12 protein-coding genes are annotated in these 14,150 nt (G+C 74.1%); 4 read left to right on the forward strand and 8 right to left on the reverse strand.

Annotated elements, in window-relative coordinates:
* Positions 1-18: 18 nt before the first annotated feature.
* The 6 genes from ACZ60W_RS03950 to ACZ60W_RS03975 form a co-directional block, all read right to left on the reverse strand.
* Positions 19-2,151: an ATP-binding protein gene (locus ACZ60W_RS03950; protein ID WP_469753760.1), complete on the reverse strand. Its 2,133-nt coding sequence runs from the start codon at positions 2,149-2,151 to the stop codon at positions 19-21.
* Positions 2,152-2,184: 33 nt separating this feature from the next.
* Entirely contained in the window at positions 2,185-3,774 is a 1,590-nt protein-coding gene (locus ACZ60W_RS03955; RefSeq protein ID WP_469753761.1) for a molybdopterin-dependent oxidoreductase, read from the reverse strand.
* 93 nt (positions 3,775-3,867) lie between these two features.
* Positions 3,868-4,770, reverse strand: a complete 903-nt coding sequence (locus ACZ60W_RS03960) for an amino acid ABC transporter permease (RefSeq protein WP_469753762.1) — start codon at positions 4,768-4,770, stop codon at positions 3,868-3,870.
* The gene (locus tag ACZ60W_RS03965; protein ID WP_469753763.1) at positions 4,767-5,432 is read right to left on the reverse strand and encodes an amino acid ABC transporter permease; all 666 of its coding nucleotides are present in this window, start codon (positions 5,430-5,432) and stop codon (positions 4,767-4,769) included. The genes ACZ60W_RS03960 and ACZ60W_RS03965 overlap by 4 nt, the downstream gene beginning before the upstream one ends.
* Positions 5,433-5,442: 10 nt before the next feature.
* On the reverse strand, positions 5,443-6,291 hold the full coding sequence (locus ACZ60W_RS03970; protein ID WP_469753764.1) for a glutamate ABC transporter substrate-binding protein: 849 nt from the start codon (positions 6,289-6,291) through the stop codon (positions 5,443-5,445).
* A gap of 44 nt (positions 6,292-6,335) precedes the next feature.
* Complete coding sequence (locus ACZ60W_RS03975) at positions 6,336-7,091, reverse strand: amino acid ABC transporter ATP-binding protein (RefSeq protein ID WP_469753765.1); 756 nt, start codon at positions 7,089-7,091, stop codon at positions 6,336-6,338.
* A 199-nt stretch (positions 7,092-7,290) separates the two neighbouring features.
* Between ACZ60W_RS03975 and ACZ60W_RS03980 the strand changes: the two genes are divergently transcribed.
* From ACZ60W_RS03980 to ACZ60W_RS03990, 3 genes are all read left to right on the forward strand, one after another.
* Complete coding sequence (locus ACZ60W_RS03980) at positions 7,291-7,749, forward strand: Crp/Fnr family transcriptional regulator (protein ID WP_469753766.1); 459 nt, start codon at positions 7,291-7,293, stop codon at positions 7,747-7,749.
* A gap of 188 nt (positions 7,750-7,937) precedes the next feature.
* Complete coding sequence (locus ACZ60W_RS03985) at positions 7,938-9,275, forward strand: carboxyl transferase domain-containing protein (RefSeq protein WP_469753767.1); 1,338 nt, start codon at positions 7,938-7,940, stop codon at positions 9,273-9,275.
* A gap of 151 nt (positions 9,276-9,426) precedes the next feature.
* Positions 9,427-10,017 carry an isochorismatase family protein gene (locus ACZ60W_RS03990; protein WP_469753768.1) on the forward strand — a complete coding sequence of 197 codons (591 nt, stop codon included), beginning with the start codon at positions 9,427-9,429 and terminating at the stop codon, positions 10,015-10,017.
* Positions 10,018-10,084: 67 nt separating this feature from the next.
* Here the strand turns inward: ACZ60W_RS03990 and ACZ60W_RS03995 are convergent, their stop codons facing one another.
* Entirely contained in the window at positions 10,085-10,528 is a 444-nt protein-coding gene (locus tag ACZ60W_RS03995; RefSeq protein WP_469753769.1) for a hypothetical protein, read from the reverse strand.
* Positions 10,529-10,690: 162 nt separating this feature from the next.
* Here ACZ60W_RS03995 and ACZ60W_RS04000 point away from each other — a divergent pair, with 162 nt between their 5' ends.
* The gene (locus ACZ60W_RS04000; protein ID WP_469753770.1) at positions 10,691-12,418 is read left to right on the forward strand and encodes an FAD-dependent monooxygenase; all 1,728 of its coding nucleotides are present in this window, start codon (positions 10,691-10,693) and stop codon (positions 12,416-12,418) included.
* Here the strand turns inward: ACZ60W_RS04000 and ACZ60W_RS04005 are convergent.
* Positions 12,359-14,014, reverse strand: coding sequence for a glycosyl hydrolase family 8 (locus ACZ60W_RS04005; protein ID WP_469753771.1), 1,656 nt, complete (start codon positions 14,012-14,014; stop codon positions 12,359-12,361). The genes ACZ60W_RS04000 and ACZ60W_RS04005 overlap by 60 nt on opposite strands.
* Positions 14,015-14,150 lie beyond the last annotated feature (136 nt).

Raw genomic sequence — 14,150 nt, forward strand, 5'->3', positions numbered from 1 at the left:
TCGGCGCGGCGGGGGGCCTCACCCCTGCGCGGGGCCGCGGAGGGCCCGGTCGAGGCCGTCCTGCGGGAGCCCGGTGAGGGCCCGGCCGAAGATCTCCTCGTAGGCGGGGTCGCCCATCGACGCGCGGACGGTGTCCGTGTACTTCTCGTGCAGGGCCCTCAGCCCCGGCAGGCCGCGTCGGGGCTGGCCGGTGGAGCGCCAGTAGGCCTCCCCGGTGCCGGAGACGTCGGCGGCGCGTTCCCCCTCGCCGGCCGCGGCGAGCGCGGTGGCGAGCACGTCGAGGCCGAGGGCGACGCCGAGGATGGCGCCGAGGTTCCGGGTCCCTTCGAGCATGGCGCGGGCGTGTCCGGCGGCGGCGGCCGGGTCGCCCTCCAGGAGGCCGGTGAGGGCGAGCTGGTACTCCAGGGCGGTGCGGGTCCAGTGCTCGTCCAGCTCCTGGCAGCGGGCGCGCAGGTCGAGCGCGCGCTCCCGGGCCTCGCCGAGCCGGCCGAGGCCGGTGAGGGCGAAGACGCGCACGAGGTTGCAGCGGAGCCGTGCGGCGGAGTCGGCGGGGCCGCCGCGGGCGGCGTCGAGGACGTGGCCGACGACGACGTGGGCGGCCATGGGGCGGCCGGTGGTCAGGGCGAGGAGTCCGGCGAGGGCGGCGGCGTCGAGGGTGAGGTCGCCGGGGCGGTCCCGGCCGCCGCCGGGGTCCCTGTTCCCGTCGGGGTGCGGGTCGTCGGGGTGGCCGGGGTGGCCGGCGTACTCGGCGTGCCGCGCCTCGCGGGCGCACTGTTCGCTGATGTCCTGGGCGGGGCCGAACTCGCCCTGGAGGACGAGGGTGACGCCGAGGGCCCAGAGGGCGCGGGCCCGGACGCGGCCTCGGGCCTCGCTGAGCAGCAGGGCCTGTTCGAGGCCGTCGCGGGCCTCGCGGAGCCGGCCCCGGCACGACCAGGCGAAGGCGACGGAGCCGACGAGGTCGAGGGCGGCGTCGGGGTCGGTGCGCAGCAGTCGGTCCAGGGCCGTGCGCAGGTCGGTGTGGTGCGCGTCCACGCCGCGGTACCAGCGGAGCTGGCGGGCGCCGTGCCACTCGCTCTCCGCCCGGCGGGCCAGGCCGCGGAAGTGGGCGGCGTGGCGGTCGGCGACCTTCCCCATCTCGCCGGTGCGGTCGAGCCAGGTCGCCCCGTACTCGCGGATCGTGTCGAGCATCCGGTGCCGGCCGGCGGCGTCGGCGGGACGGACCACGGAGGCGCGGACGAGCCCGGCGAGGGCCTCGGGCAGGGTGGCGCGGTTCAGCGGTCCGCCGACGCACACGGCGGTGGCCGACGCGAGGTCGAAGGGGCCGCGGAAGACGGAGAGCCGGGCCCACAGGAGGCGTTCGAGCGGAGCGCTCAGTTCGTGGCTCCAGCCGATGGCGGCGCGCAGGGTCTGGTGGCGGCTGGGCCAGACGCGTTCGGTGTGGGCGAGCAGGTCGAAGCGGGTGCCCGGCGAGGCGTCGAAGCGGCTGCCGAGCTGGTCGCGGACGGCCTCGGCGCCCTGGAGGCGGATCTGCGCGGCGGCCAGTTCCAGGGCGAGCGGGATGCCTTCGAGGCGGACGCAGATCTCGCCGGCCGGTCCCACGGCGGGGAAGTCCTCGCCGGCCGCGTGCCGGAGGAGTTCCAGGGCGTCCTGGCCGGCGGGCGGCAGCGGGTCGAGGGCGATGACGTGCTCGCCCTCGACACCGAGGGGGCACCGGCTGGTGGCGAGGACGGTGAGGCCGGGTGCCGCGGCGAGCAGTTCGGTGACGAGCCGGGCGCAGGGGTCCGCCAGGTGCTCGCAGGAGTCGAGGACGAGCAGCAGGCGGTCGTCGGCCAGCCGTCGGCAGAGCCCGGTGCTCGCCATGCCGGGGGTGTGGTCGGAGAGGTCGACGGAGTCGGCGACGAGGGCGATCAGCAGCCGCTCGCCGTCGAGCTGGCCGAGGTCGGTCCACCAGGCGCCGTCGGGGTGCCGGTCGGCGGCGCGGTGGGCCGCACGCAGGGCGAGCCGGGTCTTCCCGACTCCTCCGACGCCGGTCACGGTGACGAGGCGATGCTCCGCCAACGCGGCGGATATTCGCTCCAGTTCCGTGCGGCGCCCCACGAAACCGGGGTTCTCGTCCGGCAGATGTCCACGCACGGGAGCAGTGTCCCTCATGAAGGCTCCGAACGGGGGTGCGGCGGGCGTTCGTTATCCACCTTCCACCGTGACGACGACCGAGTGCCACCCCTGTGCACCGTCGGGCATGGTGTCGGTGCGCCGTTCGGGCTGGGTGGTGCCGGTGCCGTCGGTGGCTCGGACGGTGAGGCTGTGGCGGCCGGGGGTCGCCGTCCAGGGGTAGACCCACTGGCGCCAGGTGTCGCTGCTGTCCTGGGCGGCGAGCCGGGCGTCCTGCCAGGGGCCGTCGTCGACGCGGACCTCGACGCGGCGGATGCCGCGGTGCTGGGCCCAGGCGACGCCGGCGACCATGACGGTCCCGGCGGCGGGGCGGCCGAAGGGCCGGGGGGTGTCGATGCGGGACTGGGTCTTGACGGGCGCGCGGGCGGCCCAGCCGCGCGGGACCCAGTAGGCGTCGTAGGCGTCGAAGGTGGTGAGTTCGAGGGACTCGATCCACTTGCAGGCGGAGACGTAGCCGTAGAGGCCGGGGACGACCATGCGGACGGGGAAGCCATGGGCGAAGGGGAGGGGTTCGCCGTTCATGCCGAAGGCGAGGAGGGCGTCGCGGCCGTCCATGACGTCCTCGACGGGGGTGCCGATGGTCATGCCGTCGACGGAGCGGGCGACGAGCTGGTCGGCGGGGCCGCCCTCGGAGGGCGGCCGGACGCCGGCCTCGCGGAGCAGGTCGGCGAGGGAGACGCCGAGCCAGCGGGCGTTGCCGACGTAGGGGCCGCCGACCTCGTTGGAGACGCACGCCAGGGTGACGTCCCGTTCGAGCACCGGGCGGGACATCAGCTCCGGCAGGGTGTAGGCGCGTGCGGCGCGGACGCCGCTGCCGTGGAGGCGCAGCCGCCAGCGGTCGGCGTCGACCTTGGGGACGACGAGGGCGGTGTCGACGCGGTAGAAGTCGCGGTTGGGGGTGACGAAGGGGCCGATGCCGGGGACGGGCAGCTGGGCTCCGGCGGGGACGGCCGGCGCGGGCGAGGTCGGCCGGGGCAGTCTCAGGGCCGCGCGGGAGGCGGTGGCCCGCTCGGCGACCGGGGTGCCGACGGCCCTGCCGAGCGCGGCGGCGCCGGTGGCGGCCAGGCCGGCGGAGGCGGCGACGATCAGGAAGCCGCGCCGGTCGGCCCGGTCGGTGCCGGGCCTCGGACGGCGCAGACGGCCGGTCAGGACGTACAGCAGGAGCGCTCCGGCGAGTCCGCCGAGGAGGGAGGGGACGGCGTCCGTGGCGGAGGGGGAGCCGGGGCGGGTGACGGCGGCGAGCGCGCCGAGGAGGCCGAAGGCGCCGACGGCGGCCGAGCCGAGCCGGCGGTGGCGCAGGGCGAGCAGCCCGACGCCGAGGGCGAGGAGCCCGAGGAGGAGCAGGATGCCGAGCTGGAGGACGGCCTTGTCGTTCTCCCCGAAGGAGCGGATCGCCCATTCCTTGAGGCCGGCCGGTGTCCGGTCGACGACGGCTCCCCCGACGGCCGGGACGGGTCCCGCCTCGGGGCGGACCCGGGAGGCGACGACCTCGGCGACGGCCAGGGAGACGTACGCGGAGACGAGGCCGCCGAGCGCGGCGAGGAGTCGGTCGGTGCGGGTGGGCGCGTACGCCGGCTCCCGCTCGGCGCTGGTGGTGTCCATGCTGGGTTCTTCGGCACGCCGGGCCCTCCGGATGGGTGCCTTCACCCGGGCGGGGGACGCGGCGGGCGGCCGGGCGGGTCGGGCCGGGGGCCGTCAGGGGGCGTCGCGGTGCTCGCCGGGGGTCGCGAGTTCCTCGACCGCCTCGGCTCCGACGACGGCGCCGGTGGACCTCTTGCCGCGGCGCAGCCGCCCCTCCAGCCAGGAGGCGAAGGTGGTGAGCGCGAAGTTGAGGGCGACGAAGACCACGGCGACGACGGTGAAGCAGGCGATGGTGTTGGCGCCGTAGTTGGCGCTCATGGGGCGGACGGAGGCGAGGAGTTCGGAGAAGCCGAGCATGGCGCCGCCGAGGGCGGTGTCCTTGACGATGACGACGAGCTGGCTGACGAGGGCGGGGAGCATGGCGGTCACGGACTGCGGGAGCAGGACGTACGCCATGGTCTGGCCCTTGCGCATGCCGATGGCCCGGGCGGCGTCGGTCTGGCCGGCGGGGAGGGCGAGGATGCCGGCGCGGACGACCTCGGCGAGCACGGACGCGTTATAGAGGACGAGGCCGGTGACGACCGCGTACAGGGGGCGGGTGTCGGGGCTGATGTCGGTGAACTCGGCGTAGGCGGCGTTGGCGAAGAGCATCAGGATCAGGACGGGGATGGCCCGGAAGAACTCGACGACGGTGCCGGCCGCGCCGCGGACCGAGCGGTGGTCGGAGAGCCGGGAGACGCCGAGGAGTGCGCCCATGGGCAGGGCGATGACCATGGCGAGGCCGGCGGCGATCACGGTGTTCTTCAGGGCGGGCAGGAGATAGGTCTCCCAGACGCGCGGGTCGGTGAAGAAGGGGGCCCACTTGGACCACGCGAGCTGGTTCTTGTCGGCGAGGCTCGACACGACCCACCAGACGACGCCGGCGAGGCCGGCGAGGAAGAGGAGGGCCCACAGGAGGTTGCGCCGCCGCGCGCGCGGGCCGGGGACGTCGTAGAGGACGGTCGGGGTGCTCTTCACCGTTTCACCGCCACCTTCCTGGCCACCCAGCCGAGCAGCAGTCCGGTGGGCAGGGTGAGGCAGAGGAAGCCGGCGGCGAAGATCGCGGAGATGAGGATGAGCTGGGCCTCGTTCTCGATCATCTCGCGCATCAGCAGGGCGGCTTCGGCGACGCCGATGGCGGCGGCCACGGTGGTGTTCTTGGTGAGGGCGATGAGCACGTTGGTGAGGGGGCCGACGACGGAGCGGAAGGCCTGGGGCAGCACGATGAGGCGCAGCACCTGCGGGAAGTTCAGTCCGATCGCGCGGGCCGCCTCGACCTGGCCGAGGGGGACGGTGTTGATGCCGGAGCGCAGGGCCTCGCAGACGAAGGCGCTGGTGTAGGCGGTGAGGCCGAGGACGGCGAGCCGGAAGTTGATGACGGTGAACCGGTCGGCTCCCATGCTGACCCCGAGGGTCTGGAAGAGGCCGAGCGAGGTGAAGACGATGATGACGGTGAGCGGGATGTTGCGGACGATGTTGACGTAGACGGTGCCGAAGGCCCGCATGAGGGGGACGGGGCTGACGCGCATGGCGGCCAGCAGCGTCCCCCAGACGAGGGAGCCGATCGCGGAGTAGACGGTCAGCTGGACCGTGGTCCAGAAGGCTCCCAGCAGGTCGTAGCCCTCCAGGAAGTCGAACACGGCGGCCCGCTCACCGGACGACGACGCCGATCTTCGGGGCCGGTTCGTTCTGGTAGCCGGCCGGCCCGAAGTTCTTCTTCACGGCCGCCTCCCAGGAGCCGTCGGCGACCATCTTCTCCAGCGCCGCGTTGATCTTCGCCTTGAGCTCGCTGCCCTTCTGGACGCCGATGCCGTAGTTCTCGTTGCTCATCTCGAAGCCGCCGAGCTTGAACTTGCCCTTGAACTCGGGCTGCGAGGCGTATCCGGCGAGGATCGAGTCGTCGGTGGTGACGGCGTCGATGACGCCGTTCTCCAGTCCGGTCAGGCACTCGGAGTAGCCGCCGTACTCCTGGAGCTGGGCGTCGGGGGCGATCTTGTCCTTGACGTTCTGCGCGGAGGTGGAACCGGTGACCGAGCAGAGCTTCTTGTCGTTGAGGTCGGACGGCTTCTTGATCGAGTCGTCGTCGGCCCGGATCAGGACGTCCTGGTGGGCGAGGAGGTAGGGGCCGGCGAAGTCGACCTTCTCGGCCCGCTTGTCGTTGATGGAGTACGAGGCGGCGATGAAGTCCACGTCGCCGCGCTGGAGCAGCGTCTCGCGGTCGGCGCTCTTGGCCTCCTTCCACACGATGTCGGAGGGGTCGTGGCCGAGCTGCTTGGCGACGTACGTGGCCACGTCCACGTCGAAGCCGGTGTAGGTGCCGTCGGGGGTCTTGAGCCCGATGCCGGGCTGGTCGTACTTGATGCCGATGGTGATCTGGTCGTCCCCGTGGTCGCGGGGCGCGCCGCCGGCCGCGCCGTGCGCGAATCCGGCGGAGGTGGCGGAGAGGACGACGGCCGCGGCGACGGCGACGGAGGCCCTGCCGGTCCGGTGTGCGTTCATGTGGATCACCCCTGGGGGCTGCTGGTCGGGCCGCTTCCGCGGGCTCAGTGGTGGAGGATCTTGGAGAGGAAGTCCTTGGCGCGGTCGCTGCGCGGGTTGCCGAAGAACTCGTCCGGGGTCGTCTCCTCGACGATCGTGCCGTCGGCCATGAAGACGACCCGGTCGGCGGCGGAGCGGGCGAAGCCCATCTCGTGGGTGACGACGACCATCGTCATGCCGTCCCGGGCCAGCTGCTGCATGACCTCCAGGACCTCGTTGATCATCTCGGGGTCGAGCGCCGAGGTCGGCTCGTCGAAGAGCATCACCTTCGGGTCCATCGCCAGCGCGCGGGCGATCGCCACGCGCTGCTGCTGGCCGCCGGAGAGCTGCGCCGGGTACTTGTCCGCCTGGGAGGCGACCCCGACCCGGTCGAGCAGGGCGCGGGCCCGCTGTTCTGCGGCCTTGCGGTCCTTCTTGCGGACCTTGATCTGGCCGAGGGTGACGTTGTCGAGGACGGTCTTGTGCGCGAAGAGGTTGAAGGACTGGAAGACCATGCCGACGTCGGCCCGGAGGGCGGCGAGCTCCTTGCCCTCGGCGGGCAGCGGACGGCCGTCGACCTCGATCTCGCCCGCGTCGACGGTCTCCAGCCGGTTGATCGCCCGGCAGAGCGTCGACTTCCCGGAGCCGGAGGGCCCGATGACGACGACGACCTCGCCGCGGCGCACCGTGAGGTCGATGCTCCGCAGGACGTGCAGGGGGCCGAAGTGCTTGTCGACTCCGCGCAGCACGACGAGCGCGTCACCACCGTCCGGGACGGGCATGGCACCCTCCTGGGTCGCACCCCCGAGCTGCCGTTCCCTCTCAGGTTCATGCTCCGCCCTCGGCCCGGGCCGCGCACGCCGGACGGCGGGCACGGAGGGTGACGCGCGGTGCGCCGGTGTGACGGCCCGGACGGGGGGCGGCCGCCCACGCCCTGGCGGACACTGGGGGTGGGAGTCGAGTGCGCGAGGAGGGTCCGCCATGAGCAGTGCCGCACCCAAGGTCAGCACGTTGCCGCCGGAGCACCGCGAGCGCCTGATGGCCTTCGCCGAGGACGTGTACTTCGATTCCGGCCACCGCCTCTTCGAGGAACAGCAGCACGCCGACCGGTTCTGGATCGTGAAGACGGGCGCGGTGACGCTCGACGCGAAGGTGCCCGGCCGGGGGGCGCCCGTGATCGAGACCCTGCGCCACGGTGAGCTGGTGGGCCTGTCCTGGCTCTTCCCTCCGTATCTCTGCCAGTCGGGCGCCGAGGCGATGACGCCGGTCAGGGCGTACCAGTTCGACGCTCCGGCCGTGCGGTCGATGTGCCGCTCGGACCAGGAGTTCGGCGCCTCGGTCACCTACTGGGTGGGCTCGATCCTGGCGCACCGCCTCCATGTGACGCGGGTCCGCCTGCTGGATCTGTACGCGCCGCACGGGAGCGGCATCCTGGCCTGATCGAGGGGGGCCGGACGGCCGGCGCCGCACGCCGTCCCCGCGCTTCGGGGACGGCCCCGTGGCGCCGCACTCGAACGCCCCCGGGGCGGCCCGGACCGGGCGGTACGGTGGGAACGCGCGAACGAACGGGGCACGCCGGCACGCGGCCCCACCCGTACGCACACTCCGGCGACGAGCGGCGAGGCCCCATGAGCGACCCGAGGACGGCACGTGAGGCGATCGCCCTCGTGGCGGACGACTTCACCGAACTCCCCTTCGCCGGGGAGCCCGTGGCCGGTGACGGGCCGATCGGCTGGCCCGGTTACTCCGCCGCCCGCGACCGGGCCGCCGAGCGGACCGGGGAGGACGAGTCGGTGGTCTGCGGCACCGGCACGGTGTGCGGGGTGCCCGCGGTGATCGTCTCCTTCGAGTTCCGGTTCCTCGGCGGCTCCCTCGGCGAGGGCACGGGCGCGCGCGCCGTCGCCGCGCACCGACTGGCCCGCGCGCGCCGGCTGCCGGTGGTCGTGCTGCCCGCCACCGGCGGCAGCCGGATGCACGAAGGCATGCGGGCCCTTCTCCAACTGCAGCTCCTGGCGCGGGAGTCGGAGCTGACACGGGCCGCCGGCCTGCCGCAGATCGCGGTCCTGCGGAACCCGACGACGGGCGGCGGCTGGGCGACCCTGGGCGCCGGGTCGGACGTCGTCCTCGCGCTGCCGGGGGCCCAGGTGGGGTTCGCCGGCTCCCGGGTGCGTCCGCCGGACGCGGACCCGGCCGCGTACACCGCCGAGTCCCAGCTGGCGCACGGCCACGTCGACGCGATCGTGTCCCCCGAGGAGCTCCGCACCACCCTCGGCCGCTGGCTCGCCCTGCTCACCCGGCCCGCCGACGGACCGGTCGCGCCGCCGCGCGCGCTGGGCGCGCGGAGCGCCTCGCCCGCCGCGACCGGCCGGGAGGCGGTGGCGGACGCCCGGCACCCGGACCGGCCGCGGGCCCCCGCCTACCTCGACGCCCACTTCACCCTCCGGGAGGAGATCTCCGGCGACCGCTGCGGCGGTGTCGACCCGGGGATGCGCTGCGGTTTCGGCCGGCTCGACGACGGCACCACCGTCGCCTACGCGGCGCAGTGCGGCACCGCGACCCGGCCGGCCGGCTTCCGCACGGCCGCACGGCTGGTCCGCCTCGCCGGCCGTCTGGGCATCCCGGTCCTCACCCTCGTCGACACCCCGGGAGCGGCCAACGACCCGGCGGCCGAGCACGCCGGAGCGGGTCCCGCCATCGCCGACCTGTTCGCGGCCGTCGCCACCGCCCGCACCCCCCTCACCTCGCTGCTCATCGGCGAGGGCGGCTCCGGGGGCGCCCTCGCGCTCGCCTCTCCGGACAACCTCTGGGCCACTCCGGACAGTTACTTCTCGGTGATCGCACCCGAGCTGGCCGCGTCCATCCTGAAGCGGCCGCCCGAGGAGTCCGACGCGACGGCGGACCAGCTCCGTCTGCGGCCGCGGGACCTGCTCGACCTCGGCGTCGTCCGGGGCGTCGTGGAACGCTGACGTCCTGCGGAAGGGGCGTCAGCGGGCGCGTCGCCGTACCGCGCGTCCATGATCCCTATCGGGTGAACGGCGGGCGCGTGACGCGTTCTCCGGCGCGCGGGGCCGAGACGATGGGGGCTTCCCCTCCCCCTCCCGAGGAAAGGCCGTTCCCGTGCGTCGTGCCCTGATCGTCGTCGATGTACAGAAGGACCTCTGCGAGGGCGGCGGCGTCCCCGTGAAGGGCGGCGCCGACCGCGCCGGCGCCATCGCCGACCTCGTCCGCCGCGCCGACGGGAGGTACGCGCACGTCGTCGCCACCCGCGACCACCACATCGACCCGGGCGGCCACTTCTCCGACGAGCCCGACTTCGCCGACTCGTTCCCGGTGCACTGCGTCGCCGGGACCGAAGGCGCCGAGTTCCACCCGGACTTCGCGTCCGTGGTGGACTCCGGCGAGGTGCACGAGGTCTTCTTCAAGGGTGCCCACTCCGCGTCGAAGAGCGGCTTCGAGGGCGCGAACGAGGGCGGCACGGCCCTGGGCGCCTGGCTGCGCGACCGGGAGGTCTCCGGTGTCGACGTGGTCGGGATCTCGACCGACCACTGCGTGAAGGCGACCGCCCTGGACGGCGTCCGCGCGGGCTTCGACGTCCGCGTCCTGCTCGACTACACCGTGGGCGCCGCCGCCCACAGCACTGTCGGCGCCCTCGACGAGCTGCGCGCCGCGGGCGTCGAACTCACCGGCGAACCCGTCGTCCTCGTCTGACGCCACGGGCGGCGCGCCCGCGGCGGGCCCGGGGGACGCGGCGCGCGATCGCGTCGCGCCGGCGGGTTCAGAGGCCGGGTCCGTCCCCGCGATCCGGCCGCTGCGCCGGCTGCCACACCTCGGAGAGGCCCCAGAGGCCGAGGGCGACGACCGCGCCGCAGACGAGCGCGGCCTGCCAGGGGCGGAGCCGGCGGGCGGCGGCCGTGTAGGCCAGGGGCGGCACGACGACGCCGGCGAGGAGGATCAGCGGGAGTTCCACGACGATCGTGCCCCAGTCCCGGGCCTCTCCCTCGAAGCCGCCGTCGACGACGTATCCGGCACGGGTCAGCGCGAAGCTGCCGACGGCCGCGGCGCCGGCGAGGGAGAGCAGACAGCCGACGGCGCTCGCCGTCCGCCCGTCCTCCTCCGTCTCCTCCTCCGCGGCCTCCCCCTCGTGGGGGTCCCCGTCGAACCGCTCCTCGTCGCCGTACCCGTCCCCGTTCCGTGGCCCGTGTGGCGCGTTCTCGCTCATGCCGGTGACGGACGCGGCGGGGGCGCCCCCGGTTCCCGGGCGGGCCCCGGGGGCGGGGCACACGAGAGCCGGCGGGCACGGCTCGCCGAGCGGACGCTGCCGGGTGACCATGGACGTACGCACGGGATCTGGCCGGAGGCCGGGCATCACCGGGAGGCACCCATGGCCCACTCCCCCACGGACACCCACGCCGCCCCCGAGGTACTGGTCACGGGCGCGGGCCCGGTCGGCCTGAGCGCGGCGGCCGAGCTGCGCCGCAGGGGCGTGCGCTGCCGGATCGTCGACCGGCTGCCGGCGCGGCTGCCGTACGCCAAGGCGGTCGGGATCCAGCCACGGACCCTGGAACTCTGGGACCGGATGGGGCTGATCAGGGACGTCCTGGAGAACGCGGTGCCGCTGCGCGGCCAGCTGCTCTACGCCGACGGGCGGGAGCAGGGCAGGATCGAGCTGTCGCTGCCGCCGGAGGTGCCGTACGGGTTCGCCGCGCTGCCCCAGTACGAGACGGAACGCCTCCTGGAGGGGTGTCTCGCCGGTCTCGGCACCGCCGTGGAACGCGGCACCGAGCTGGTGTCGTTCGCCCAGGACGCGGACGGGGTCACCGCCCGGCTGCGGAACGCGGCGGGCGCCGAGGAGGAGCTGCGGGTCCGCTATCTGATCGGCTGCGACGGCGCGCACAGCACGGTCCGCAAGGCGCTGGGCCTCTCCTACGAGGGGGACGCGTTCCCGGAGACGTACATGCTGGGCGACGTCGAGGCGGACTGGGACCTGCCGCACGGCTACGGCGTGCGCTCCAGCCGGCCCTCGCCCGACGGCGACGGTTCCGCCGACGTCCTGGTGTGCATTCCGCTGCCGGGCACGGGGCGCTACCGGATGTCGATGAAGGCGCCTGCCGCGCCCGCGAGCCCGGAGGGCCCCGCGGACGGCGTCGCCCACGGCCTCGACGGCGGCGACGGCCCCGGGCTGGCCGACCTCCAGGCCGTCGTCGACCGCCTGGCGCCCCGGCCCACACGGCTCTCGGCGCTGCGCTGGTCGTCGGTCTTCCGCATCAGCCACCGCATCGTCGACCGCTACGGAGAGGGCCGGGTGTTCGTGGCGGGCGACGCCGCGCACATCCACCCGCCGACCGGCGCCCAGGGCATGAACACCGGGGTGCAGGACGCCTGCAACCTGGCCTGGAAGCTCGCCCTGGTGCTCCGCGGCGGGGCCGGTCCGGCCCTCCTCGCCAGTTACGACGCGGAGCGCCGCCCGGTGGGCGAGGAGGTCGTCGGGCGCACCGTCCGGCACGCGACCCAGGGCATGGACTCCGGGGGCGACGACCGGCGGACCCTGCTGCTGCGCGAGGCCCAGCTGCTGGTGGAGTACCGCGACGGCCCGCTCTCCGGCGCGCCGTACGGACCGGAGGAGGCGCCCCAGCCCGGTGACCGGGCCCCGGACTGCACGGGTCTGACGACGCCGCTCGCCGCCCATCCGCTGCGGCTGCTCGACGTGCTGCGCGGCCGGACCGGCCAGGTGGTGCTGCTCTACGGGAGCGACCCGGCCGAACTGGCCGGGGCGGCGGGCCGGGTGAGGGCCGCCGGTGACGTGGTGCCGCTGGCCGTGCTGGCCCGGGAGGCCCCGGCGGACGTGGCCGCGCTGCCGTCGGAGGCGGGCAGCGGTCCGGCGGCGCCCCTGTACCGGGACGCCGCCGGGGAGTTCGCACGGCTCTACCTCCCCGACGGCGCCACCGGCCTCGTGGTCCGCCCGGACGGCCAGCTCGGCGCCCGATTCCCGCTCGCGGACACCGGGGCCGCCCTGTCCGGCTATCTCAGGGGCCTGTCCGTCCCCCCGGGGCTACGGGACCCAGTGGTTGCCGGAGACGGTGATCATGACCTGGAGCTGGATGCTCGCTGAGAAGTAGCTGCTGGTGTCGATCGGCGTGGCCAGCATCTTGTTCCACAGGGCGTCCAGCCAGGCCTGGCTGCCGGAGTCGGTCATGGCCGCCACCGCGAACGGGGCGAAGAAGGCCGCCTCGCTGCCCGAGGAGATCTGGGTGCCGTTGAGCTTGTAGCCGATGGCGATCTTGCCGGGGTCGCCGCCGGTCTTCGACTTGATCCAGCCGTTGAGCTTCCGCGCCGCCGCGAGGGAGGTGGCGTCGCCGCTGGTCACGGCGTCGTCGGCGATGCGCCACGGCGTGCGGCAGGCGTTCCACCAGAAGGCGCCGTCGTTCGGGTCCTCCAGGACCTGGCCCGGGGCGGGCCGGGGCGTGGTGTTGGTGTCGACGACGAAGTCGGGCAGCAGTCCCGTGCCGGAGGCGTAGGTGGACTGGAGCCGGCTGATCTGGTTCTGGTGCGCGGTACGCACGGCGTCCCAGGTCGAGTCGCCCGAGGCCGTGCGGAAGGCGCGGAAGTGGTCGACCATCCAGTCCGAGGTCCGGGTGATGTAGTAGTACTGGTCGCCGGAGCTGGTCCAGTCGCCGAGCTTCAGGAGCTTGGTCGTCGGGTTGAGCTCGTCCTTCTTGATGGCGGCGATGTGCTTGAGCGCGAGGTCCTTGTAGTTGTACGTGCCGGTGCTGCCCCACTGCTTGTCGGCGAGGAGCAGGCCGTAGGCCACGTCCATGTCGCCGTCGGTGGCGCCGTCACCGCCGTTGACGCTCTTGCAGGCGGTGTCCTGCTCGGCGGCGAGCAGGTTGGGGTTGACCGAGGACGGGTGGTCGATCTTCCACTTGACCAGGCCGTCGAAGATCTTCTTCGCGTCCGGGTCGGCGCCGGCCATGGTCGCGGTCACGACCATGCCGTAGCCCTGGGCCTCGGCGACGTACGGGTGGTCGGCGTCGGGCGAGATGATCTGGTACCAGCCGTTGCCGCAGTTCTGGCGGACGAAGGCGGCCTTCCACCGGTTGTAGTAGTCGACGACCTTCTGGTCGGTCGTGGTCTGCGAGCCCGAGGGCTTCAGCGTGCCGGCGGCGTAGGGCTTGAGGTGGCTGCCGAAGGGGACGGCCGTGCCGCCGCCCCCGCCCCCGCCTCCCCCACCGCTGGGCGCGCCGTACACCTGGAACTCCCAGAGGGAGTAGCCGTACGCGGTGCCGCGGCCGGTCCCGTACATCCGGACGTACCGGCCGCTGCCGGAGACCGTGAGGTCGTCGGTCGCACCGTCACCCGTGGTGGTCGAGTAGACGTCGGTCCAGGTCGTGCCGTCGGGCGAGGTCTGGATGCGGTACGCCTTGCCGTACGCGTCCTCCCAGTTGAGCTTCACCCGCGAGATGGTGTGGTTCGCCCCGAGGTCGACCCTGATCCACTGCGGGTCGACCCCTTCCACGCTGGCCCAGCGGGTGGCTCCGTTGCCGTCCACGGCGAGGGCGGGCCCGAACGCCGAGGTCTCGACGGACGAGGCCGTCACGGACTTCCCGGTGGACACCACGGCGTCGGCCGCCTGTGCGTGGTCGACCACCGTCAGGGGCAACGCCAGCAGACCCGCGAGTCCGAGAAGCGAGGCGCTTCGTCTCCGCATGACAACTCCCTTTCTCTCCCTGGCCAATAGATAGGAAATATTCCTAACCATTGGCGGAGAGTAGAGAGCCCGGCAGCGCGGCGCAAGACCTCCGACATGACGCCCGGGTTACGGGGTCGGGGCGATCCGGAGGAGG

Source organism: Streptomyces sp. NPDC104202, from assembly GCF_055584185.1.